Raw genomic sequence first — 22,499 nt, 5'->3', positions numbered from 1 at the left:
AGCCTTTCGGTGGGATGCGGACGGTACCCGGGACGATTCGGTGCCCAGAGGCGCGGATCGGCCGGGGGCCTCGGCCCCCGGACCCCCGCTAGAGATGCTCCTGGGTGATCCCGGCGTGGCCGTGATGCCGCAGACCTCGCAGGGTCAGTGCCGTGTCGAGTGCGGCCACCGTCGCCTCCCATCCCTTGTCCTCGTGGCTGTCGGGCAGCCCGCTTCGGTCCAGTGCCTGGTCAATGGTGTCACACGTGAGCACCCCGTTGCCCACCGGAGTCGACTCGTCGAGCGCGACGCGGGTCACACCGGCGGTGACGGAGTCGCAGACGTAGTCGAAATGGGCGGTCTGCCCGCGGATGACGGCACCGAGGCAGACGACGGCGTCCAGGTCGCGGGCGAGCTGCTGGGCGATCACGGGCAGCTCCAGCGCCCCGGCGACGCGGACGACGACGGGCTGGTCGACGCCGCACGCCTTCGCCGCGGCGAGGGACCGATCCAGGAGGCGGTCGGTGATCTGGCCGTGCCAGCGGGTGCAGACGACGCCGAGCGTGAGCCCGGACGCGTCGACGGTGCTGTCCTCGGGGCGTCCCGCGCCGCTCATGTGAGTTCCTCGATCTGGTGTCCGAGACGGTCCCTCTTGACCGTCAGGTAGCGCCGGTTGTGCTCGGTGACGACCACGGGCATGGCCTCACGGCCGCGCACGTCCAGGCCGAACCCCTCCAGGCCCTTGAGCTTGGCCGGGTTGTTGGTGAGCACCCGGATGGAGCGTACGCCCAGGTCGCGCAGCATGTGGGCGGCGTTGGAGTACTCGCGCGCGTCGGCGGGCAGGCCGAGTTCGAGGTTGGCGTCCACGGTGTCGGAGCCGTTGTCCTGCAGGGCGTACGCGCGGAGCTTGGCCAGCAGGCCGATCCCGCGGCCCTCGTGCCCGCGCAGGTAGAGCACCACGCCGCGGCCCTCGGCGGCGATGCGCTCCATGGCCGAGTCGAGCTGGGTGCCGCAGTCGCAGCGCTCGGAGTGCAGGACGTCGCCGGTGAGGCACTCCGAGTGCGCCCGGATCAGCACGTCCTCGCCGTCGCCGAGGTCGCCGAGGACGAGCGCGACGTGCTCGCCGCCGTCGACGGCGCTGGAGAAGCCGACGGCGCGCCAGGCGCCGAACCGGTTGGGCAGCCGCGTCTCGACGACGCGGGTGACCATCCGCTCGGTGCGCTTGCGGTACTCGGCGAGCTGCTCGATCGAGATCAGCTTGAGGCCGTGCTCCTTGGCGAACACCTGGAGCTCGGGGAGGCGGGACATGGTGCCGTCGTCGTTGACGATCTCGGCGAGGACGCCGGCGGGAGCGAGCCCGGCCAGCCGGGCCAGGTCGACGGCGGCCTCGGTGTGCCCGCGCCGGCGCAGCACGCCGCCCTCGTGGTAGCGCAGCGGGAAGATGTGCCCGGGGCGGACGAGGTCGCGCGGCTCGGACGCCGAGTCGCACAGCGTGCGGATGGTCCGGGCGCGGTCGGCCGCGGAGATGCCGGTGGTGACGCCGTCCCGGGCGTCCACGCTGACGGTGTAGGCGGTGCGCATGCGCTCGGTGTTCTGCGCGGTCATCAGGGGGATCTGCAGCCGGTCCAGCTCGCCGCCGGTCATCGGGACGCAGATGACCCCGCTGGTGTGGCGGATCGTGAACGTGAGCAGCTCGGGCGTCGCCTTCGCCGCGGCGAAGATGATGTCGCCCTCGTTCTCGCGGTCCTCGTCGTCGACGACCACGACGGGGCGGCCCGCCGCGATGTCGGCGACCGCCTCCTCGATGGAGTCGAAGATGCCGTCGCTGTCGCTCATACCGCCACCGCCTTGTTCCGCGGGGCCCGGACGTGCCGGGACTCCCTGAGCCAGTTCCTGAAACCGGCCATCACCATTACGAAGAAGATCCCGTAGACCGCGCCGGAGACGTACAGCCCGGACTTCAGGGCCAGGGGGACGCCGACGAGGTCGACCAGCACCCAGACGACCCAGAAGTCGACGAGGGCGCGGCTCTGGGCGAACGTCGCGACCGCGCTCCCGACGAAGATGTAGGCGTTCGCCCACGGCGACCAGGCGACCTTCAGCCAGTCGAGATGGACGAACAGCTCGGCCACGACGGCCGTGCCGACGACGAGCGCGGCGGCCAGCACGACGCGCTCGCGGAGGGTGGCCTGCCGGACGGCGAGGCCGCGCTCCTCACGGCGGCCCCGCGTCCACATCGTCCAGCCGTACACGGCCAGGACGCAGAACAGGACCTGTTTGAGGGCGTTCCCCGGGACGTGGGCGTGCAGCGAGGCCGCCAACAGCAGGAGGGCGCCGGCGAGCTGCACCGGCCACGTCCACAGGGTCTTGCGCATCGCGAGCCAGACGACGGCGAGCGAGAGCGCGTTCCCGAGGAGGTCGGTCCACAGGATGTGCTCGCCGAACAGCTCGAAACCCGCGCCGAGCCAGTTCACGACGTGTCCCCTGGACGGGCCGCCCGGTCGCCCAGCATGCGCTCCACGTACTTGGCGACGACGTCGACCTCAAGGTTCACCGGGTCGCCGGGCTTCTTGTGGCCGAGGGTGGTGAGCGCGAGCGTGGTGGGGATCAGCGCCACGCTGAACCGGTCCGCGGCGGCCTCGACGACGGTGAGGCTGATGCCGTCCACCGTGATGGAGCCCTTGTCGACCAGGTAGCGGGAGAGGGCGGGGGGCAGCGAGATCGTCACGACGTCCCAGCGCTCGCCCGGCTCCCGGGAGATGATCTCCCCCACGCCGTCGACGTGCCCCTGGACGAGGTGGCCGCCGAGCCGGTCCGACAGCCGGACGGGCCGCTCCAGGTTCACCTTGGACCCCGCCGCCAGCGCGCCGAGGCTGGACTTGTCGAGGGTCTCCTTGATGGCGTCGGCGGTGAAGACGCCGTCCGCGACGTCGACCACGGTGAGACAGACGCCGTTGACGGCGATCGAGGCGCCGTGCACGGCGTCCTGCGTCACGGCGGGGCCGCGGATGGTGAGCTTGGCCGAGTCGCCGTCGGGCTCGATCGCCACGATCTCGCCGAGCTCCTCGACGATGCCGGTGAACATCTCCCGGGCCTCCTAGTCACAAAGGCTCCGGGGACGTGCGTGTGCCGACAGCGCCCCCGTGCAGGGGCGTACTGCGCGCTGCCTCCCATCCGGACTTTCACCGTCGGTCCCGGAGTTCCACCGGGTCAACCGGCCGATGGCTTCGGCCGGGTCGCGGACTGTCACCGCCGGTTCGGAATTACACCGACCCCGGAGCACGCGTTCACTGCTTGGCAACCAGTGTGCCACGGGAACCATTCCCGTCCGCGTGTGAGGATCACCACGGCCGCACCCGGCCCGATGGGTGTGACGGCCGTCTCAGCCGATCCGCAGCCCGCCGGGGACGGGCCGCACGAACGACAGGTCCCGGACGATGTGGTGCGCCCCGGACAGCTCCGCGGGGTCGTGGCTGGTGGTGACCGCGACGACGGTGGCGCCCGCGGCGCGCCCGGCGGCGATCCCGGCGGGCGCGTCCTCGAAGACCACGCAGCGGGCCGGGTCGACGCCGAGCCGGTCGGCGGCGAGCCGGTATCCGGACGGGTCGGGCTTGCCGTGCACGACGTCGTCGGCGGTGACGACGACGGGCGGCAGCCCGACCCCGGCCACGTCGCTGCGGACGGCGAGCTGGCCCCGGTCCATCGAGGTGACGAGGGCCCAGGGCAGGCCGTCCATGCCCCCCAGCAGGTCGAGGGCGCCCGGCAGGGCGGTGATCCCCTCGGTGAGGGTGGCCTCGATCGCGTCGAGATGCCCGGCGGCCTCGCGGGCCCGCTCGGGCGGCAGGAACTCGGCCACGCGGTCGCCGGTGCGGCGGCCGTGGGCGCCGGACAGGAACTCCTCGGCGTCGATGCCGTACTCGACGGCCCACAGGCGGGCCGCGCGCTCGATCAGCGGTGTCGAGTCGATCAGGGTGCCGTCGACGTCGAACAGGACCGCCGCGCAGGCCAGGGTCACCATGCGGCCGCGGCCGTCGCCGCCTCGGCCTGGGACTTGAGCGCGCGGACGGCCTCGGCCGGGTCCTCGGCGCCGTAGACCGCGCTGCCCGCCACGAACACGTCGGCTCCGGCCTCGGCGCAGCGCTCGATCGTCTCGGCGCTGACGCCGCCGTCCACCTGGAGCCACACCGGCAGGTCGCGGCCCTTGATCAGCTCACGGGCGCGGCGGACCTTGGGGAGCACGACGTCCAGGAACCGCTGGCCGCCGAAGCCCGGCTCCACGGTCATGAGCAGCAGCATGTCGATCTCGCCGAGGAGGTCCTCCAGGCCCTCGACGGGGGTCGCCGGGTTCACGCCGAGCCCGGCGCGCGCGCCGGCGGCGCGGATGGTCCGCAGCGTGCGGATGGGGGCCTTGGCCGCCTCGGCGTGGATGGTGACGCTGCCCGCGCCGGCCTCGGCGTACTGCGGGGCCCAGCGGTCCGGGTCCTCGATCATGAGATGGCAGTCCAGGGGCAGGGCGCTGTGCTTGAGCAGCGCCTCCACGACCGGCAGGCCCAGGGTGAGGTTGGGGACGAAGTGGTTGTCCATGACGTCGACGTGGACCCAGTCGGCCGAGTCGGCGATGAGCGCGACGTCCTCGGCGAGCCGGGCGAAGTCGGCGGACAGGATGCTGGGTGAAATCTGTGGAGCCATGATTTCCCGAGTCTATTGCCGCAGTTCCGCCCGCCCGCCATCCGCACGCCCTCCGTCGGGGCGCCCGCCGTCGTCCCGCACATGCCGCGGGACGGGGCGGCGCGCCAGCCGGAGCCGCACGAAGACCTCCGGGGCTCCGGCGGTGACCCACAGCCCGAGCAGGGCCTGCACGGCGAACGAGCGAAGCGGGTGGTCGGGGCAGGCCAGGCCGAGCGCGGCGATGACCAGGGCGCCCAGCACTCCCACGGGCAGCCGGGCCAGCCGCCGCCACGCCTCGCCCCCGGCGTCGAACCAGCCGCGGGCCGCGACGACCGACAGGCCCGCGAGGATCCCGAACAGTCCGCCGGTGGCGGCCGCCGCCTCGTTCACCGTGATCGGGCGGGTACGGCCGCCCTCCGCCGCGATGGCCCGCGCCCAGCTGGGCGGCCAGCGCCAGTCCTGGAGCGAGTGCGTCAGGCCCCACGCGGCGCCGAGGAAGAGCAGCGAGACGGCGAGCGCCAGCAGCACCTGGACGGCCAGGGGACGGCGCGTCCACCAGGGGACGACCATCGGCTCCAGGCCCAGGGCCGCGACCAGCAGGACGAGCCCGACGCCCCAGCCCGCGAGCACCTGTCCCGGCGAGTGCACGCCGAGGTAGACCCGGGACGCCCCGATCAGGACGATGAGCGCCACGGCCGCCGCCCACAGGTACCGCCGCCGCGTGCGCGTGGCGAGGAACCCCCAGACGACCATCGAGTTCTGCGCGTGGCCGGACGGCATCCCGAACGAGACCCTCGACTCCCGCCCGGTGACGGTGGGATCGGTCCAGTACGGGCGAGGAGCGTGGAAGGCCAGTTTCAGCACGGTGTTCAGCACCGAGCCGAACGACAGGATGACCGTCGCCCGCGCCGCGAGGCGCGGATCCGCGCACCAGTACGCCGCCAGCAGCAACGGGATGAAGAACCCGGCTCCACCCAGGTGCGACACTGCGTCCATGAAAGCGGTGAGCACGGTCCTCCCGCTCAGTAGCCCGTCGCTTCACCTCTCATTCTGAACGGCGGAGGAGGGCCAGAAACATCGCGTCCGTTCCATGCCGGTGTGGCCAGAATTGCGCGTACGGGCCGTCGCCCAGCCCGTCCAGGCCCGTCGCGACCGACGCCAGGACCTCCGGAGAGTCGAGCCGCTCGACGTCCCCGCGCCCGCGCAGCACGTCGTCCACGACCACGCGCGTCTCGGCCAGATGCGGAGAGCAGGTGACGTAGGCGACGACACCGCCCGGCCTGGCCGAGTCCAGCGCGGACGCCAGCAGCCCGCGTTGGAGGGGCCCCAGCTCGGCGACGGATTCCGGGCCGCGGCGCCAGCGCGCCTCCGGGCGGCGCCGCAGCGCGCCCAGGCCGGTGCACGGCACGTCGACCATGACCCGGTCGAACGTCCCGGGACGCCAGGCGGGCGCCGTGGCGTCGGCGGCGACGACGCCCGCGCGCGGGTCCACGGCGCGGGCGACAAGCCCGGCGCGGTGCGGCTGGAACTCGGCGGCCAGGAGCCGCGCGTCCCGTTCGGTGGCGAGCGCCGAGAGCAGGCCCGCCTTCCCGCCGGGGCCCGCGCACAGGTCGGCCCAGCGCGCGTCGGCTCCACGCAGCGGGGCGGCGGCCAGCGCCAGGGCGACGAGCTGGCTGGCCTCGTCCTGGACGGCGGCGCGCCCGTCGCGGACGGCCGCGATCCCGGCGGGGTCGCCGTCGGGCAGGACCGCCGCGTACGGCGAGTGGGGCGCGGGCCCGGCGCCCGCCTCGTACAGCTCGTCCACGGTGGCCCGCCCCGGGCGGGCCACCAGGGTGACGCGCGGGCGGGCGTTGTCGGCGGCCAGCAGGGCGTCGATCTGGTCCCTGTCGGGGCCCAGCGCGTCCCGGAGCGCGGACACGATCCACTTGGGATGGCTGTGCGCGACCGACAGCCGGGTGGTGGCGTCGGCGTCCGCCGGGACGACGATCGCGAGCCAGGCGTCCAGGTCGCGGCCGGCGACCTTGCGCAGCACGGCGTTGGCGAACTTGGCCTGGCCCGGCCCGGAGACCGAGCGGGCCAGCTCCACCGCCGTGCCGACGGCGGCGTGCGGCGGGATGCGGGTCGACAGGATCTGGTGCGCGCCGAGGCGCAGCACGTCCAGCAGCGGCGCGTCGATGCGGCGCAGCTCGCGGTCGCTGCACAGCGCGAGGACGGCGTCGTAGGTGCCCCGGCCGCGCAGCGTGCCGTAGGTCAGCTCGGTGGCGAGCGCGGCGTCGCGGCCGGTCAGGCCGCGGTCGCGCAGCCGCGCCGGCAGCAGCAGGTTGGCGTAGGCGTCGCGGGTCTCCACGGCGCGGATCACGTCGAAGGCGGTGCGGCGGACGAGGTCCTGGGGGCGGCCGGTCTGGCGCGGCCCGCCGGGCCTGCGGTTGCGGTCACGGCCGCCGTGGCGGTTGCGGGTCGGCGGCATCAGATCAGCGCGTCCTCGCCCGTGAGGCCGACCCCGCGGGCCCAGTCCGCCGCCGCCATCCGGCGCTTGCCCTGCGGCTGGACCTCCCCCAGGGCGACCGGATGGGTGGCCGTCCCGACGAGGACCTCCTTCTTGCCCGCCCGCAGCTCACCGGGGCCCAGCCCGCCGCCGGCCTCGGGACGCGGCCGGACCGGGCCGAGCTTGACCCGCGTGTCGCGGAAGCTCGTCCACGCGCCGGGCGCGGGCGTGCAGGCGCGGACGAGCCGGTCGACGTGCAACGCGGGCCGGTGCCAGTCGACGCGGCCGTCCTCCGGGGTGAGCTTGGCGGCCTGCGAGACGCCCTCGGCGGGCTGCGGGCGCGGCTCCAGCACGCCGGCCTCAATTCCGTTCATCGTGTCCAGCAGCAGGCCCGACCCGGCGTCCGCGAGCCGGCCGAGCAGCGACCCGGTGGTGTCGTCCGGCCGGATCGGCTCGGTCAGCACCCCGTAGACCGGGCCGGTGTCCAGGCCCTCCTCGATCTGGAAGGTGGCCGCGCCGGTCACGTCGTCGCCGTGCAGGATCGCGCGCTGCACCGGCGCCGCGCCGCGCCACGCGGGCAGCAGCGAGAAGTGCAGGTTCACCCAGCCGTGCCGGGGGATGTCCAGGGCCTCGCGGGGCAGCAGCGCCCCGTAGGCGACGACCGGGCAGCAGTCGGGGGCGATGACCCGCAGCCGGTCCAGGAACTCGGGATCGCGCGCCTTCGCGGGCTTCAGCACCTCCACCCCCGCCTCGGCGGCGCGCGCGCCGACCGGGCTGGCCGTCAGCCGCCGTCCCCGGCCCGCGGGAGCGTCCGGCCGGGTCACCACCGCGGCGACCTCGTGCGAGGACCCCAGCAGCGCCTCCAGCGAGGGCACCGCCGTCTCGGGCGTTCCGGCGAAGACCAGCCGCACTAGAGCGCCTTCCCGAACGTGCGGTGCGGCGACTCCTTCACGACGGGCGCCGCGTCGCCGAACCACTCGGCCTCGCGGATCGCCTTCATCGCCGCCTTGCGCTGCTCGGTGTCCATCCGGTCGATGAAGATGATCCCGTCGAGGTGGTCGGTCTCGTGCTGGACGCAGCGGGCCAGCAGGTCCGTGCCCTCCAGGGTGATGGGCTCGCCGTGCATGTTGAAGCCCTTCGCCACGGCGCGTAGGGAACGCGGAGTGGGGAAGGCGAGACCGGGAAGGGACAGGCAGCCCTCGTCACCGGTCTCCTGCTCCTCCGACAGGTCCAGGGTGGGGTTGACCACGTGCCCGAGGCGGTCGTCCACGTAGTAGGTGAACACCCGCAGGCCGACGCCGAGCTGCGGCGCCGCCAGCCCCACGCCGGGGGCGTCGATCATCGTGTCGGTGAGGTCTTTGACGAGCTGACGCAACTCCTTGTCGAAGTCCTTCACCGGCTCCGCCGGCGTGCGCAGCACAGGATCGCCGAAAAGGCGGATGGGCTTGACGGCCAACGAGGGACTCCGTTTCCTACGGGTGGGATGTGCGTTCAGTCTACGGAGAAGATCCGGTAACCTCACACGCCGCCGCGCGCCCCCGCCCCGGCCGAGCGCGCCTTGTAGGCGGCCGTGCGCGCGGCCTTGGCCGTCGCCTTGTCGGGGTGATGGTCCCCCAGGGCCTCCAGGACCTCCGCCACATCGGCGTGATGGGTGCGCCACAGTTCGTCGATCATCGTGGTGAGCTCGGGGCCCGACGGCGCGTCGGCGAGGGCCGCCGCGACGGCCTCCCCGGGCTCGGCGGTCTCCAGCATCCCGGCGACGGTGTCGACGAACACCCACAGGTACTCGTCGCGGCCCAGCTCACGGCCCGCCGGGTCGCGCACGGCGTTCAGCCAGAGCACCGCGTACGGCGACACGAGCGGATGCTCGCGGGCCGCCCGGACCACCGGCGCGGCCTCGGGGCCGATCCGGTGCAGGACGGCCGCCGCGAGGTTGCGGGCCCCCGGCCCGCCGGTGCGCATCACGTCCAGGAGGTCCGCGGCGGCGTCCTTGGGGTCGTGGCGTTCCAGCCAGCCCGCGATCTCCTCGTCAGCGGTGTCCGAGCGATGCCAGACCAGCCCCTCGACGAGCCCGGCCGCGGGCGCGCCCGCCAGGTCGCCCACCACCGGGGCCGAGAACCCGTCGGTCAGCAGCAGCTCCCGGACGGCCCACACCCCGAGCGGGGTGAGCTCCCGGCCGCCGCTCCCGGCCGTCCGGACGATTCCCCACTCCTCCAGGACGGCCAGCTCCAGGTGGAACGCGTCGGACACCAGCCGCGGCATCGTGTCCCCGCCGGTGATCTCGTAGCTCTCCTCGACGTGCTCCAGCAGCGCCGACAGCAGCTCCTGCGGCGGCGTCGGGTCCTCCTGCTCGTACAGGTGGATGAGCACGCCGGTCAGCTCGTTCTGGACGAGCTCCAGCGCGTCCAGCCCGTCCTCGGGGTCGTGCTCGGGCACCACGACGGAGTCGAACAGCGGCAGCCACGCCGCGAGCAGCTCGGCGTCGGCGTCCTCCGGGGCCTCGTCCGGGCTCTCCCCGCCCGCCCGCTCGGCCCCCGCGCCCCCTTCCGTGCCCGTTTCCGCGCCAGTTTCCGGGCGGAGCCCGGCCAGCGCCGGGCCGGGCGCGGCGGCGCCGCCCTCGGCGAGGATCACGCCCGCCTCGACGGCCGCCCACCAGAGCCGGTCCAGCGCCGTGTCGTCGGCCACCTCGCCGAACCGCCGCGGCTCGGCCAGGCCGAGGGCCCGCTCCGCCTCGGCGACGTCGTCGTCGGTGAGCCGGTCCTCCGCGGCGAGCGGGCGCGTGCCCGTCCACCCGGCGAGCGCGAGGACCGCCGCGGTCAGCGCCGAGGCGCGGGCGGCGGCGGCCAGCTCGGCCCGCGGGGCCAGCCGGACGGGCGGGACGATCAGCTCCTCGGCCCGGCGCAGGTACTCCTCCGTCCGGGCGAAGCGCTCCTGCTCGGGCAGCGCCTCGAACTCGCGGGTCCAGGCGTCGACGGCGTCCTGGTCGTCGAGCGGGACCCCGTCGGCCCGCATCAGCCCGGCGAGCACCTCGGCGGCGGCCTGCCGCTCGGCGGTGTCGGTCTCGGCGACCACGGCGGAGAACTCGGGGGCCAGCCGCTCCAGCTCTTCGGCCAGGTCGGCGGCGAGCGTCGCGGGGACGGCCGCGGTGTCGCGCAGGAACGCGACCAGCCGGCGGAGCGTGCCGAGGATCGCGGGCACCTCGTCGGCGCCCGCGACGACCGTGGCGGGGAAGATCTGGAGGAGGAGCGTGCGGAGCCGCTCGGGGGTCAGCGCGTCCGCCCCGGCGAGACCCAGCTCGTCCCTGGCGAGGTCGAGCAGGAGCCGTGCCCCCTGCTCGTCCAGCGTCTCGCCGCGCTCGTCCGCCCATCGCCGCAGATCGCCCGCGGTCGTCTCCACCCAGTTGTCGGCCACCAGCAAACCCTATTGGTCAGATCAGCTCCAGGGGGTCGATCTGGACGCGGACCGTCTCGTCCGCCTTGCGCGCGCTCCGCACGCCCTGCGCCTCCTTCAGCGCGCGCGCCAGGAGCACCCCGGCGCCCCTCGGCACGCGGACCAGCGCGCGTTCCCTCTCAGGACCCTGGGCGTTGCCCGCCTGGGGCACCGGAACGGGCCCGAGCACCTCGGCGGCGCCGGGCAGCCGCGCGGCGGCCAGCAGGTCCCGGATGGCGGCCGGGGACGCGGTCAGCGACGCCATGCGGGCCGCCGGGGGGAACCCGACCTCCCGCCGCTCGGCCAGCTCCCGCTCGGCGTAGGTGACCGGATCCCACCGCACGAGCGCCTGGACGGCCGGGAGCGACCCCTCCGCGGCGACCACCACCGGGCCCTCCGCCCGGACGAGCGCCGCCGCGTTCATCCAGCGCCGCAGCGTCTCCTCCCCCGCCCGCAGGTCCGGACGCCCCAGCAGGACCCACCCGTCCAGCAGCAGGGCGGCGGCGTACCCGCCCTCGGCGGGCGGCTCGGCGCCCGGCGTGGACACCACGAGCGCCCGCTCCGGCCCCACCCGCTCCAGGACCGCCTCGCGCCCGGACGTGCGCACCGGCACCCCCGGGAACGCCTTGCCCAGCTCCTCGGCGGTGCGTTTCGCCCCCACCACCATCGCGCGCACCTGGAAGAAACCGCATTCGGGGCAGTGCCAGTCGCCCGCGATGCGCCCGCACCAGCGGCAGTAGGGCGCCGCATGGGACGACGACAACGCCAGCGGCCCCTGGCACGCCCCGCAGTGCGCCGGGGTGCGGCACCGCCCGCACGCTATGCCCGGCACATAGCCGCGCCTGGGGACCTGCACCAGCACCGGCCCGTCGGCGAGCGCGCCCCGGGCGGCCTCGAACGCCAGGTTCGGCAGCCGCGCGGTCCGGGCCGCGGCGTCCCGCGCGAGCTGCGCGTCCTCGCCCGCGTACCGGACGCGGGGCATGGCCCGGCGCACCCGCGCCCGGTCGGCCGCGAGGGCGTGCGCCCAGCCGCTCTCCACCAGCTGCGTGGCGTCGGTCGTCCGGGTGAAGCCGCCGAACAGCGCGCCCGCGCCGACCCGGTGGGCGCGCAGCGCGAGCACCTCCCGCGGATGCGGATAGGGCGCGTGCGGCTCGGCGTGCACGTCGTCACCGTCGTCCCACAGCACCACCAGCCCGAGATCGGCGACCGGCGCGAACATCGCGGCCCGCGTGCCGACCACCGCCCGCGCCGTGCCGCGCAGGACGGCCAGCCACCGGCGGTACCGCTCGGCCGGGCCCGGCTCGGCGGTCAGCGCGACATGCCGGCCCTCGCCGAGCTCCGCCCGCAGCGCCGCGTCGACCCGCGCGACGTCGCGGCCGTCGGCCATGACGACCAGAGCGCCGCGCCCGGCGTGCAGCGCGACGGCGACGGCCCGCGCGACGGCGGCGGTCCACTCGGGGCCCGGCAGCGCCGTCCAGACGGCCTTCGGTGCCCTCCCGGCGGCCAGCGCGGCCAGGAACGAGGGCCCCGCCGGGTACTCCTCCCACGGCCCCGCCCCCGGCTCGGTCTCCGGAGCCGGAGCGGGCGCGGGGGCGGACTCTGAAGCGGGTTCCGGGGCGGGCGCGGGCTCTGGGGCCGGGGCGGGCTCCGAGGCGAGTTCCAGCGCGGATGCCGAGGGCGGCACGGACCCCGGGGGGGAGTCCGAGGGCCGCGCGGACTCCGAGGCGAGTTCGGGCGCGGGTCCTGGGGCCGGGGCGGGCTCCGGGGCGGGCTCGGGCTCGGGTTCGTCCTGCGCGCGGCCGGGCGCGGGCTCGGCCTCGACGCGCGCGTGGCGCGGCGGGATCGCCAGCCGGACCACGTCGGCGAACGTCCCGGCGTACCGGTCGGCCACCTCGCGGGCCAGCGCCGCGACCTCGGGGGTGAGGACGGGCTCGGGCGAGATCACCCGCTCCAGGTAGGACAGCCGCCCCTCGTGTTCACTGGCGGCGGCGCGGCCCAGCAGGAAGCCGTCCACGAGCTGCCCGGCGAACCGGACGCGCACCCGGCAGCCCGGGACGGCTCTGGCGTCCAGATCCGCGGGTACCAGGTAGTCGAAAGGACGATCAAGGTGGGCCAGAGGGATGTCGACGGCGATCCGCGCCACGGGAAGCTCCCCCGCGGCGCGGCGCGCGCCCTTGCGCCCTTTGTGCGCCGCCTCGGCCGGCCTCTTCCCCTGGGCGCCCTTCGCCTGGGCGTCCGCCGGGGCCCGGGGGAGGTCGTCCAGCCCCGGGATCAGGCCGGTTCCCCCGCCGTCCTTGGTCACGTCCCCGTCCTACCAGATCAACCCGACAGTCACCGCCGCACGCTAATGTGTGGACAACCTGAGCTGGGCGCGCACCCGTCGGACCCTTGCCCGACGTCCTGCGCGCCCTCGCCTTTCCGACGAGCCCGTGCAGGCGATGTGACCACAGCGCATACTCCAGAGCGGGCGGACGCCCCGGTCCAGAAAGGGCCGCCGCGCCGTCCCACCGAACCGCCCGCCTCCACCGCCACGGCGCGATGGCGGCGCTGGCGGAACCCTCGCGACCCCGTCGTCGCCGCCACGGTCGCCGCCGGCGTGATGCACCTGGTGTGGGCGCTGTTCCTGGCCACCGAGGGCGGTGACCTCGCCGCCCAGGCCGCCTGGACGGACTTCGCCTGGAAGCACCCGGACGCGGCCTACAGCTTCGCCTGGTACGGCGGGATGCACCCCGCGTCCTACAGCGTCCTGTCGCCCTATCTGATGGCGGTTTTCGGCATCCGCACCGTGGCGGTGGTGACGGGCACGCTGACCGCGACGCTGACCGCGCACCTGCTGGTCCGGTTCCGGGCGCCGGTCGCGCTGCCCGCCGCGCTGTGGGCGGCGTTCGCGCTGTCGTGCAACTCCGCGTCGGGGCGGGTCACCTTCGGGCTCGGCCTGCTGTTCGCGGTCGCCGCCACGATCGTCGCGTTCACACCGCGGGGCACGCCCGCGCTGCGCGCCGCCGGGATGGGCGGGCTCGGCCTGCTGGCCACGCTCGCCAGCCCGGTCGCCGGGCTGTTCCTCATGGTGCTGGCCGCCGCGCTGTTCCTGACGGGGCGGCGCCGGGCCGGGCTCGTGCTCGCCGCCGGCCCCCCGCTCGTCGTCGGGACGACGAACCTGCTGTTCCCGTTCAGCGGCGTCCAGCCGATCTCGCTGGGCGCGATCGTGCTGCCCTCGATCACCAGCGTGATCGCGGTGCTGCTGTGCGCGCCGCCGCGGTGGCGGATCATCCGGTTCGCGGCGGGGATCTACCTGGTCGGGATCGGGCTCACCTGGCTGATCCCCTCCCCCGTCGGCAGCAACGTCGAGCGCCTGTCGCTGCTGTTCGGCGGGATGGTGCTGCTGTGCGCGGTCGCCCGCGCCCACGGCCGCACGCGGATCGCGGTGCTGTCGCTGGCGTTCATCGTCACGGCGTCCTGGCAGGTGGTCAAGCCGGTGGACGACCTGATCCACACCGAGCCGGCCGACTCGGCAGCCGGGCACGCCCGGGGGCTGATCGACGAGATGAAGGCGCTCGGCGCCCGCGACGGGCGGATCGAGGTCGTCCCCCTGCGCTCCCACTGGGAGGCGTCGGGGCTGAGCCGCCACTTCATCCTGGCGCGCGGCTGGAACCGGCAGGTCGACGCCGAGCGCCACGAGCTGTTCTACGAGGAGGGCGCCCTCACGGCGGCGTCCTACCGCGACTGGCTGCAGCGGTGGGCGGTCCGGTTCGTCGTCCTGCCCGAGCAGGAGACCGACTGGTCGGCGCACGCCGAGGCCGACCTGGTCGAGCGCGGCCTGCCGTACCTGTCGGAGGTGTGGCGCGACGGCCACTGGCGCCTGTTCCGCGTCGCGCGCGCGGCGCCGCTGGTCGACGCGCCGGGGCGGGTCAGGCGCGTCAACTCCGGTGAGCTCGTCGTCGACATGCCGTCGAGCGGGTCGGTGCTCGTGCGGACGGCGTGGTCGCCGTGGCTCGGCGTCCGCGGCGGGGACGCCTGCCTCGCGCGGGCGGGCGACTTCGTCCGGATGCAGGCGCGGCGTCCCGGCCGCTACACGATCGCCGCGCGGTACGGCCTGCGCCGCGGCAACCACTGCCCGAGCTGACGGCCCGGGAGCGCCCCGGAACGGCGAGGGCCCCGGAACCGGGGTTCCGGGGCCCTGCCGAGCCGCCGCGGGTGCGTCCGGGCCGTTACAGGCCGGCGGCGGAGGCCAGGGCCTTCGCGCGGTCGGTGGACTCCCACGAGAAGTCGGGCTCCTGCCGGCCGAAGTGACCGTAGGCCGCGGTCCGCTGGTAGATCGGGCGGAGCAGGTCCAGGTCGCGGACGATGGCCGCCGGGCGCAGGTCGAACACGTCGAGGACGGCCTCCTGGATCTTGGCGACCGGGAGCTTCTCGGTACCGAAGGTCTCCACGAACACGCCGACCGGGTGCGCCTTGCCGATCGCGTACGCGACCTGCACCTCGGCGCGGTCGGCGAGGCCGGCCGCGACGATGTTCTTGGCGACCCAGCGCATCGCGTACGCGGCCGACCGGTCGACCTTGGACGGGTCCTTGCCGGAGAACGCGCCGCCGCCGTGCCGGGCCATGCCGCCGTAGGTGTCGACGATGATCTTGCGGCCGGTGAGGCCCGCGTCGCCCATCGGCCCGCCGATCTCGAACCGGCCGGTGGGGTTGACCAGCAGCCGGTAGCCGGAGGTGTCGAGCTCGAACCCGGCGAGCACCGGGTCGACGACGTGCTCCTTGACGTCCGGGGTGAGCAGTTCCTTCAGGTCGATGTCGGGGGCGTGCTGGCTGGACACCACGACCGTGTCGAGGCGGACGGCGCGCTCGCCGTCGTACTCGATCGTGACCTGGGTCTTGCCGTCGGGGCGCAGGTAGGGCACATCGCCGGTCTTGCGGACGTGCGACAGGCGCTGCGCGAGCCGGTGCGCCAGCGTGATCGGCAGCGGCATCAGCTCGGGGGTCTCGTTGGTGGCGTACCCGAACATCAGGCCCTGGTCGCCGGCGCCCTGCCGGTCGAGGTCGTCGGCGCCCTCGCCCTCGCGGGTCTCGTAGGCGTCGTCGACGCCCTGCGCGATGTCGGGCGACTGCGCGCCGATGGACACCGACACGCCGCAGGAGTGCCCGTCGAAGCCCTTCTTGGACGAGTCGTAGCCGATCTCGAGGATCTTCTCCCGGATCACGCCCGGGATGTCCACATAGGTCTCGGTGGTGACCTCACCGGCCACGTGCACCTGACCTGTCGTGATCATGGTCTCGACGGCGACCCGGCTCTTCGGATCGTCCTTGAGCATCGAGTCGAGGATCGCGTCGCTGATCTGGTCCGCGATCTTGTCCGGGTGTCCTTCGGTGACCGACTCGGAGGTGAACAGGCGGCGAGACACGTACGTGAGCTCCTTGCAGCGGCTGCTGACTGACGTCGCAGAACGGATGTGGTCGAGTTCGGCGGAGGGACGCCGCCCACCGCCGGGTCCCCCAGGGGTATCCGGGGCGAATTCTAGCGGGATCGGGGTTGGCTGCCGGTAAAGCCGCCGGTGGCGGCCTCGCTCGCAGGCGTCGGACGGGATGTCAGGGCACGGGCCGGGCAAGGGTCTCGGGGCGCGGGTCTGCGGGCCGGCCGGGGCCGGCGGGGCGGATCAGTCGGCGGGCGGGTCGGCGGTCCGTCCGCCGGCCGGGGCGGGACCGGAGGGGCGCGTTCCGGCCGGGGTGTCGAGGCGGGCGGAGACGAGGTCCCAGACGGTCTCGGCGAGCGCCTCCTTCGCACCGAGCGGCACCTCGGTGCTGGAGCCGTCCGCGCCGAGCACGACGGCGGCGTTGTCGGGCCGGCCGAAGGCGAGGCCGTCGCCGACCTGGTTGACCACGAGCAGGTCGCTGCCCTTGCGGGCGAGCTTGGCGCGGCCGTTGGCGAGCACGTCGTCGGTCTCGGCGGCGAAGCCGACGATCACCTGGTCGGGACGCCGGCGGCGGCCGAGCTCGGCCAGGATGTCGGGGTTCTGGACGAGCCGGATCGGCTCGGGCCCGGCCCCCTCCACCTTCTTGATCTTGGATTCGCGGTGCTCGGCGGGCCGGAAGTCGGCGACGGCGGCGGCCATCACGACGGCGTCGGCGGCGCCGGCCGCGGCCAGGACCGCCTCGGCCATCTCGGCGGCGGTGCCGACGGGGACGACGTGCGCGCCGGCGGGGTCGGGCAGCGCGACGTTGGCGGCGACGAGCGTCACCTTGGCGCCGCGCGCGACGGCGGTGCGGGCGAGCGCGTAGCCCTGGAGCCCGGACGAGCGGTTGCCGATGAAGCGGACGGGGTCGATGGGCTCGCGGGTGCCCCCGGCGGACACCACCACGTGCCGTCCGGCGAGGTCGCGCCCGGCGGCGCCGCGGGCGAGGACGCGCCGGGCGACCTCGAACAGCTCCGCGGGGTCGGGCAGCCGGCCGGGTCCGGTGTCGCGGCCGGTCAGCCGGCCGGAGGCGGGCTCGACGACGATGGCGCCGCGGGCGCGCAGCGTGGCCACGTTCGCCCGGGTGGCGGGGTGCTCCCACATCTCGGTGTGCATGGCGGGCGCGAACACCACGGGGCAGTGCGCGGTGAGCAGGGTGTTGGTGAGCAGGTCGCCGGCGAGGCCGTGGGCGGCGCGGGCGAGCAGGTCGGCGGTCGCGGGCGCGACGAAGACCAGGTCGGCGTTCTGCCCGAGCCGCACGTGCGGGACGCCGGCGACGTCGTCCCACACCTCGGACGAGACGGGGTTGCCGGACAGCGCCGCCCAGGTGGGCTCGCCGACGAACCGCAGGGCGTCGGCGGTCGGCACGACGTGCACGTCGTGGCCCGATTCGGTGAGCCGGCGGAGCAGTTCGCACGCCTTGTAGGCGGCGATCCCCGCACTGACGCCGAGAACGACGCGAGGCCGAGGAGCACTCACGCGACCATGCCTCCCGAGCCGTTCCTCACCGACGCCACCGCACCGGTCGTCCTCCCGATACTACGGAACCGAGGACGACGGAGTGAACTCAACCCTCGATGGGCTCGGCGTTGAGCAGGCCCTCGCGGGTCTCGCGGAGCGCGATGGAGAGCGGCTTCTCCTGGACCTGGGTCTCCACGAGGGGGCCGACGTACTCCAGAAGGCCCTCGCCGAGCTGGGCGTAGTAGGCGTTGATCTGCCGCGCGCGCTTGGCCGCGATGCTCACGAGGCCGTACTTGGTGTCGACGACTTCGAGGAGCTCGTCGATCGACGGGTTGGTGATGCCCTCACTGCTGGCTGCCACTCGGTGGCCTTCCCCTCAGATGGCGATCCCCGCCCGCCGTGAGGGCGGGCGGGTTCACTAACGAACAGCCATCAAGGTTAGCAGCTCGTGACACACGTCCTGGACGGACGTGTTGACGAGGGTGACGTCGAACTCCTTCTCGGCCGCCAGCTCGATGCGGGCGGCGTCGAGACGGCGCTCGATCACCTCGGGGGGCTCGGTGCCGCGGCCGGTGAGGCGGCGGACGAGCTCGTCCCAGCTCGGGGGGGCGAGGAACACCAGGCGGGCGTCGGGCATCGTCCGGCGGACCTGCCGGGCGCCCTGGAGGTCGATCTCCAGGAGCACCGGCTCGCCGCGGGACAGCCGTTCCTCGACGGGACGGCGGGGGGTGCCGTAGCGGTTGCCGGCGAACTCCGCCCACTCGAGCAGTTCTCCCTCGGCGACGAGCCGGTCGAAACCGGCGTCGTCGACGAAGAAGTACTGGACGCCGTGGGTCTCCCCGGGGCGGGGGGACCGGGTGGTCACCGAGACCGACAGCCACACCCGGGGGTGTGAGCGCCGGATCTCGGCGACGACCGTGCTCTTGCCGACGCCCGACGGGCCGGAGAGGACCGTCAGCCGCCGGACGAGCGGGCCAGGCGGGTTGGAGCCGTCCGGCGCAGGAATGGGTGCGCCGGAGCCGGACGGGATGGAGCCGGGCTCGGGGGGAGGGCCCGAGCCGGCCGCGGCGGACTCGCCGCCGCGCCCGCCCGTGAGTCGCACGTCAGCGGTTCGCACTTCCGCCGAACTCACGCTCCAGGGAGGCGCGCTGGTTCGCGCCGAGGCCCCGCACGCGGCGGGACTCGGCGATACCCAGGCGCTCCATGATCTGCTTCGCACGGACCTTGCCCACACCGGGCAGCGATTCCAGGAGCGCCGACACCTTCATCTTTCCGATGACGTCGTCGGACTGACCATCCTTGAGAACCTCGGCGAGAGAGGTTCCCCCGTGCTTGAGCTTGTTCTTAACCTCGGCCCGCTCCTTGCGCGCCTTGGCAGCCTTCTCCAGGGCTGCGGCGCGCTGTTCGGGGGTTAGGGGCGGAAGAGCCACGCCGGGTCACCTCAGGTTTCCACTCGACGGAGTCGGACGGGTTGGGAAACTAGCGAGTTCACGCCCCATAAGGCAACGTGAAGTGCCGTTTAGCCCGCCACAAAATCACGAAAATCACTCCCCGGAGTGTCCTGAATACCGAGTGTACACAACTCGGACCCTCCGACGGCCCATCCCCGTGCCTTGCTGGGACTTTCGCATGATCGTGAAAATCCCCCCTTTCTGCCCCCATTTGCGGCACTCAGCACCCTTCTGGCGCGGCGGTACGGCGCTCCCGCGGGCGCCGGGGCCGCCGTCCCGGCATCCCGCCGGGGCGCCGCCGCGAAGCCCCGCCGCGGCGGATGTGACGTCGCACACACGCGCCGGAGGGCGAGTGACGCTCGTCACGCCGGGCCGTTCCGCACGTCGGGGCGGGACTCCGCCTGCCATCCTCGTCACACCCGCCTGCCAAGATCGTTCCGGACACCTGGAGGCCGCCCCCGCCTTCGCTCCCCGCTCCCCCCGGCGCTCCGCGCGCCCCCCGCCGGCCGGCCCGCCGATCGCCGCGGAAACGATTCCAAGCGGAACCACGGTGACAACTCCCAGTCACGGTGCCGGCAAACCCGGTGTCCGGATGAACGACTTCCGGCGTTCGGCGCGTACCGCATTGTGGAAGACGGCGCCGCCTCATTGGCAATGCGAAGAAAGCGACAAAGAGCGATCCGGCGTGCCCGAGAACCCCCGGCGCTAAAGATGCCACGCAAAGCAAATCTCGCCATCCGGACGCGCTCGCGCACCGGGACGCCACGTCCGTCCCGGCGGCCCCGGCGATGGCCGGAGAGCGGCGTGAGGGCGGTGCGGGAGCGGTATCGGGAACCGTATGGGAGCGATGCGGGAAGGGCCCGGACGGAGCCGTTCGGAACGGCTCAGGAGGCCCCGGCGGGGCGCTCGGCGGAGGTCCGGCGCAGCGCCGCGGCGATCGCCGCGGCGGCGGCGCCCGGGTCGGGGGCCCCGGTGATGGGACGGCCGATGACCAGCAGGTCCGCGCCCGCGGCCAGCGCGTCCTCCGGGGTGGCGACGCGCGCCTGGTCCTGGGTGTCGGCGCCGGCGGGCCGCACGCCCGGGGTGATCAGGGTGATGCCGGGGCCCACCTCGGCTCGGACGGCGGCGGCCTCCTGCGGCGAGCACACCAGCGCCTGGGCGCCCGCCTCGACGGCCAGCGCGGCGAGCCGGCGGACGGCGTCGGGCGCGGGGCCGGCCAGCCCGACGGCGGTCAGGTCGGCGTCGGCCAGCGACGTGAGCACGGTCACCGCGGCGATCTTGGTGGCCGGGGCGGCCTCCACCGCCGCGCGGATCATCGCGGGGCCGCCCGCGGCGTGCACGGTCAGGTAGGACGGCCTGAGGCGGGCGACGGCGCGGGCGGCGCCGCGCACGGTGGCGGGGATGTCGTGGAGCTTGAGGTCGAGGAAGACCTGCACGCGGCTGGCCCCGCGGACGCTGGCGACGACGTCCGGGCCGTAGCGCAGGTAGAGCTCCAGGCCCACCTTGACGGTGGACACGTGCGGGGTGACCAGGGTGGCCCAGCGCGCGGCGGTCTCCAGGTCGGGGGCGTCCAGCGCGACGGCGATGGGGGCGGCGGTCACGACATCTCCTTCTCGGGCTCTTGGGGGCGCACCTGGGGGGGCACGTAGCCGGCGGGCTTGTGCGCCAGGCCGACGGCGTCGGAGAGGCGGCCGATGCGGCGGGTCACCAGGGCCTCCTCCAGCTCGCGCAGGACGCGGGGGCCGGCCGCCGGATTGTGGAACAGGGCCGTGCCCACGGCGACCGCCGACGCCCCGGCCAGGATGAACTCCAGCGCGTCCAGGCCGGTGGCCACGCCGCCGACCCCGATGATGGGCGTGCTGGGCAGGGCGGCGTGCACCTGGTAGACGCAGCGGACGGCGACGGGGCGGACGGCGGGGCCGGACAGTCCGCCCGACACCCCGGTGAGGGCGGGCCGGAGGGTCCGCGGGTCGATCGCCATGCCCTCCAGCGTGTTGATCAGCGTGAGGCCGTCGGCGCCCGCGTCGACGCACGCGAGGGCGATCGTGACGATGTCGGTGACGTCGGGGGCGAGCTTGGCGAACACGGGCAGGCCGGGCCGCGCGCCGGCGCGGACGGCCCGGACGGCGGCCGCCGCGGCGGCGGGGTGCCAGGCGAACATCCGCCCGCGGTCCTCGACGTTCGGGCAGGCGATGTTCACCTCGATCGCGGCGACGCCGGGGACGTGGCGGAGCCGTCGCGCGAGGTCGCCGTACTCCTCGACGCTGTTGCCCGCCACGGAGACGATGGTGCGGACCTCCTGTTCGATGAGCCAGGGCAGGTCGCGCTCCAGGAACGTCTCGATGCCGGGGCCGGGCAGGCCCATCGCGGTGAGCAGGCCGCTGGGGGTCTCGGTCACACGCGGCGTGGGCCGTCCCGCGCGCGCTTGGGGCATCACCGAGGTGGTGACGAAGGCGCCCAGGCGGCCGAGGTCGAAGAACTGGGCCAGTTCGCGTCCCGTGCCGCCGCATCCCGAGGCCGTCAGGACGGGGTTGGGGAGCTCCAGGCCCGCGAGGGTGGTCCTGACCCGGTCGCTCACTGGGAGCCCCCTTCCGAGATGCTGAGGACGCGCGGCGCGCCGAGCGCGTCGAACGGGATGGTGCCGAGGTCGCTCCAGCGGACGCGGTCGCCGCGCAGGACGGGCCCGTCCGCGCACGCGCGGACCATCCGGGTCACGCCGTCCTCCCCATGGACGGGGAGCATGCACGTCATGCACACGCCGATGCCGCACGCGCCCGTCCGCTGGAGGAACTCCTCGACCGACACCTGGGACGGCAGGCCGAAGTCGCCGGCGACCTGGGTCACGACGCGCAACAGGTCGGTCGGGCCGCAGCCGTAGACGACGTCGGCGCCGGTCTCCTGGATGACGCGGGGCAGCACCTCCCGGACGGTGCCCTTCTCCCCCATGGAGCCGTCCTCGGTGGTGACGGTCGCGCTGTCGCCGATGCGCTGCGCCATGCGGGAGCCGAACACGGTCTTGGCGGTCGGGCCGCCGAGCACGAAGTGCACCTGGCAGCCGCGCCGCAGGAGGCTGTCGGCGAGCGCGAACACCGCCGCCCCGCCCGGCCCACCGCCGACCAGCAGGCAGGTGACCGGGTCGCGGGGCAGCCGGAACGGGCGGCCGAGCGGCCCGACGAGGTCGACCTGGTCACGGGAGCGGCGCCCGGCGAGCCAGGCGGTGCCGGGCTCGGTGTCGGCGAACACGAACTCGACGGTGCCGCCGTAGTCGGACTTGACCTCGTTCACCCCGAAGCAGCGCCGGACCAGCCGCGCCGTGTGCTCGCCGCCGATGGCGAGCGCCACGAACTGGCCGGGCCTGAACCGCTCGGCGACGGCCGGCGCCACCAGCGTCATCGCGTGGTAGTCCTGCACCTGGCGGACCGTCAGGACCGTCCCCGACGTCTGCACCGGCGTGTCGGACACCCGTCTCCCTTTCCTCGTCGCCGTCCGGCCGGGCGGAGTCGCGCCGCCCGGCCGGACGGCGGCCGTCACCCGGCCGTCATCCCGCGGCGCCCGCCCCGGCGGGCTCCCCGGGGC

At 74.7% G+C, this 22,499-nt stretch carries 21 protein-coding genes and 1 riboswitch; of the genes, 1 reads left to right on the top strand and 20 read right to left on the bottom strand.

The window, feature by feature from the left end; genetic code table 11:
- Positions 1–88: 88 nt before the first annotated feature.
- The 12 genes from ribH to E1291_RS19240 all read right to left on the bottom strand — a co-directional run bounded on the left by ribH (position 89) and on the right by E1291_RS19240 (position 12,863).
- Positions 89–595, bottom strand: coding sequence for a 6,7-dimethyl-8-ribityllumazine synthase (gene ribH / locus E1291_RS19295; RefSeq protein ID WP_131739222.1), 507 nt, complete (start codon positions 593–595; stop codon positions 89–91).
- Positions 592–1,815, bottom strand: a complete 1,224-nt coding sequence (locus E1291_RS19290; RefSeq protein ID WP_131739221.1) for a bifunctional 3,4-dihydroxy-2-butanone-4-phosphate synthase/GTP cyclohydrolase II — start codon at positions 1,813–1,815, stop codon at positions 592–594. Before E1291_RS19290 ends, ribH begins: the two co-directional genes overlap by 4 nt.
- Positions 1,812–2,453, bottom strand: a complete 642-nt coding sequence (gene pnuC / locus E1291_RS19285) for a nicotinamide riboside transporter PnuC (RefSeq protein ID WP_131739220.1) — start codon at positions 2,451–2,453, stop codon at positions 1,812–1,814. Before pnuC ends, E1291_RS19290 begins: the two co-directional genes overlap by 4 nt.
- Entirely contained in the window at positions 2,450–3,064 is a 615-nt protein-coding gene (locus tag E1291_RS19280; protein WP_131739219.1) for a riboflavin synthase, read from the bottom strand. The genes pnuC and E1291_RS19280 overlap by 4 nt, the downstream gene beginning before the upstream one ends.
- 71 nt (positions 3,065–3,135) lie before the next feature.
- A riboswitch (FMN riboswitch) is annotated at positions 3,136–3,266 on the bottom strand.
- A gap of 95 nt (positions 3,267–3,361) precedes the next feature.
- Positions 3,362–3,997 carry an HAD-IA family hydrolase gene (locus E1291_RS19275; protein WP_242614242.1) on the bottom strand — a complete coding sequence of 212 codons (636 nt, stop codon included), beginning with the start codon at positions 3,995–3,997 and terminating at the stop codon, positions 3,362–3,364.
- Positions 3,991–4,668 carry a ribulose-phosphate 3-epimerase gene (gene rpe / locus E1291_RS19270; protein WP_131739218.1) on the bottom strand — a complete coding sequence of 226 codons (678 nt, stop codon included), beginning with the start codon at positions 4,666–4,668 and terminating at the stop codon, positions 3,991–3,993. The genes E1291_RS19275 and rpe overlap by 7 nt, the downstream gene beginning before the upstream one ends.
- Positions 4,669–4,680: 12 nt before the next feature.
- Positions 4,681–5,643 (bottom strand): phosphatase PAP2 family protein, encoded by a 963-nt coding sequence (locus tag E1291_RS19265; protein ID WP_131739217.1) that lies wholly within the window; start codon positions 5,641–5,643, stop codon positions 4,681–4,683.
- 49 nt (positions 5,644–5,692) lie between these two features.
- Positions 5,693–7,114 (bottom strand): RsmB/NOP family class I SAM-dependent RNA methyltransferase, encoded by a 1,422-nt coding sequence (locus E1291_RS19260; protein ID WP_207400812.1) that lies wholly within the window; start codon positions 7,112–7,114, stop codon positions 5,693–5,695.
- Entirely contained in the window at positions 7,114–8,043 is a 930-nt protein-coding gene (gene fmt / locus E1291_RS19255; protein WP_131739215.1) for a methionyl-tRNA formyltransferase, read from the bottom strand. The genes E1291_RS19260 and fmt overlap by 1 nt, the downstream gene beginning before the upstream one ends.
- Entirely contained in the window at positions 8,043–8,588 is a 546-nt protein-coding gene (gene def, locus E1291_RS19250; protein ID WP_131739214.1) for a peptide deformylase, read from the bottom strand. The genes fmt and def overlap by 1 nt, the downstream gene beginning before the upstream one ends.
- Before the next feature lie 62 nt (positions 8,589–8,650).
- A complete protein-coding gene (locus E1291_RS19245) occupies positions 8,651–10,543 on the bottom strand; it encodes a hypothetical protein (protein WP_131739213.1) in 1,893 nt (630 codons plus the stop codon).
- 16 nt (positions 10,544–10,559) lie between these two features.
- Positions 10,560–12,863, bottom strand: coding sequence for a primosomal protein N' (locus E1291_RS19240; RefSeq protein ID WP_242614241.1), 2,304 nt, complete (start codon positions 12,861–12,863; stop codon positions 10,560–10,562).
- Between the two features lie 138 nt (positions 12,864–13,001).
- On the opposite strand from E1291_RS19240, the gene E1291_RS19235 reads away from it, so the two are divergent.
- The gene (locus tag E1291_RS19235) at positions 13,002–14,684 is read left to right on the top strand and encodes a DUF8823 domain-containing protein (protein WP_242614240.1); all 1,683 of its coding nucleotides are present in this window, start codon (positions 13,002–13,004) and stop codon (positions 14,682–14,684) included.
- A gap of 85 nt (positions 14,685–14,769) precedes the next feature.
- Here the strand turns inward: E1291_RS19235 and metK are convergent, their stop codons facing one another.
- From metK to E1291_RS19195, 8 genes are all read right to left on the bottom strand, one after another.
- The gene (metK, locus tag E1291_RS19230) at positions 14,770–15,963 is read right to left on the bottom strand and encodes a methionine adenosyltransferase (RefSeq protein WP_131739212.1); all 1,194 of its coding nucleotides are present in this window, start codon (positions 15,961–15,963) and stop codon (positions 14,770–14,772) included.
- Positions 15,964–16,215: 252 nt separating this feature from the next.
- On the bottom strand, positions 16,216–17,490 hold the full coding sequence (gene coaBC, locus E1291_RS19225) for a bifunctional phosphopantothenoylcysteine decarboxylase/phosphopantothenate--cysteine ligase CoaBC (RefSeq protein WP_131739211.1): 1,275 nt from the start codon (positions 17,488–17,490) through the stop codon (positions 16,216–16,218).
- A gap of 88 nt (positions 17,491–17,578) precedes the next feature.
- Positions 17,579–17,833, bottom strand: a complete 255-nt coding sequence (gene rpoZ, locus E1291_RS19220) for a DNA-directed RNA polymerase subunit omega (protein WP_026405772.1) — start codon at positions 17,831–17,833, stop codon at positions 17,579–17,581.
- 57 nt (positions 17,834–17,890) lie between these two features.
- On the bottom strand, positions 17,891–18,478 hold the full coding sequence (gmk, locus tag E1291_RS19215; protein ID WP_131739230.1) for a guanylate kinase: 588 nt from the start codon (positions 18,476–18,478) through the stop codon (positions 17,891–17,893).
- Positions 18,479–18,575: 97 nt separating this feature from the next.
- Positions 18,576–18,902, bottom strand: coding sequence for an integration host factor, actinobacterial type (mihF, locus tag E1291_RS19210; RefSeq protein WP_131739210.1), 327 nt, complete (start codon positions 18,900–18,902; stop codon positions 18,576–18,578).
- Positions 18,903–19,807: 905 nt separating this feature from the next.
- Positions 19,808–20,524: an orotidine-5'-phosphate decarboxylase gene (gene pyrF / locus E1291_RS19205; RefSeq protein WP_131739209.1), complete on the bottom strand. Its 717-nt coding sequence runs from the start codon at positions 20,522–20,524 to the stop codon at positions 19,808–19,810.
- Positions 20,521–21,501 (bottom strand): dihydroorotate dehydrogenase, encoded by a 981-nt coding sequence (locus E1291_RS19200; RefSeq protein WP_131739208.1) that lies wholly within the window; start codon positions 21,499–21,501, stop codon positions 20,521–20,523. The genes pyrF and E1291_RS19200 overlap by 4 nt, the downstream gene beginning before the upstream one ends.
- Entirely contained in the window at positions 21,498–22,385 is an 888-nt protein-coding gene (locus tag E1291_RS19195) for an iron-sulfur cluster-binding protein (protein ID WP_131739207.1), read from the bottom strand. The genes E1291_RS19200 and E1291_RS19195 overlap by 4 nt, the downstream gene beginning before the upstream one ends.
- Between the last annotated feature and the right edge of the window lie 114 nt (positions 22,386–22,499).

It is taken from the genome of Actinomadura roseirufa (assembly GCF_900659635.1).
GTDB classification, from domain to species: domain Bacteria; phylum Actinomycetota; class Actinomycetes; order Streptosporangiales; family Streptosporangiaceae; genus Spirillospora; species Spirillospora roseirufa.
The sequence above is the reverse complement of the archived record's forward strand: the minus strand, read 5'-3'. Positions and strand labels throughout refer to the sequence as shown.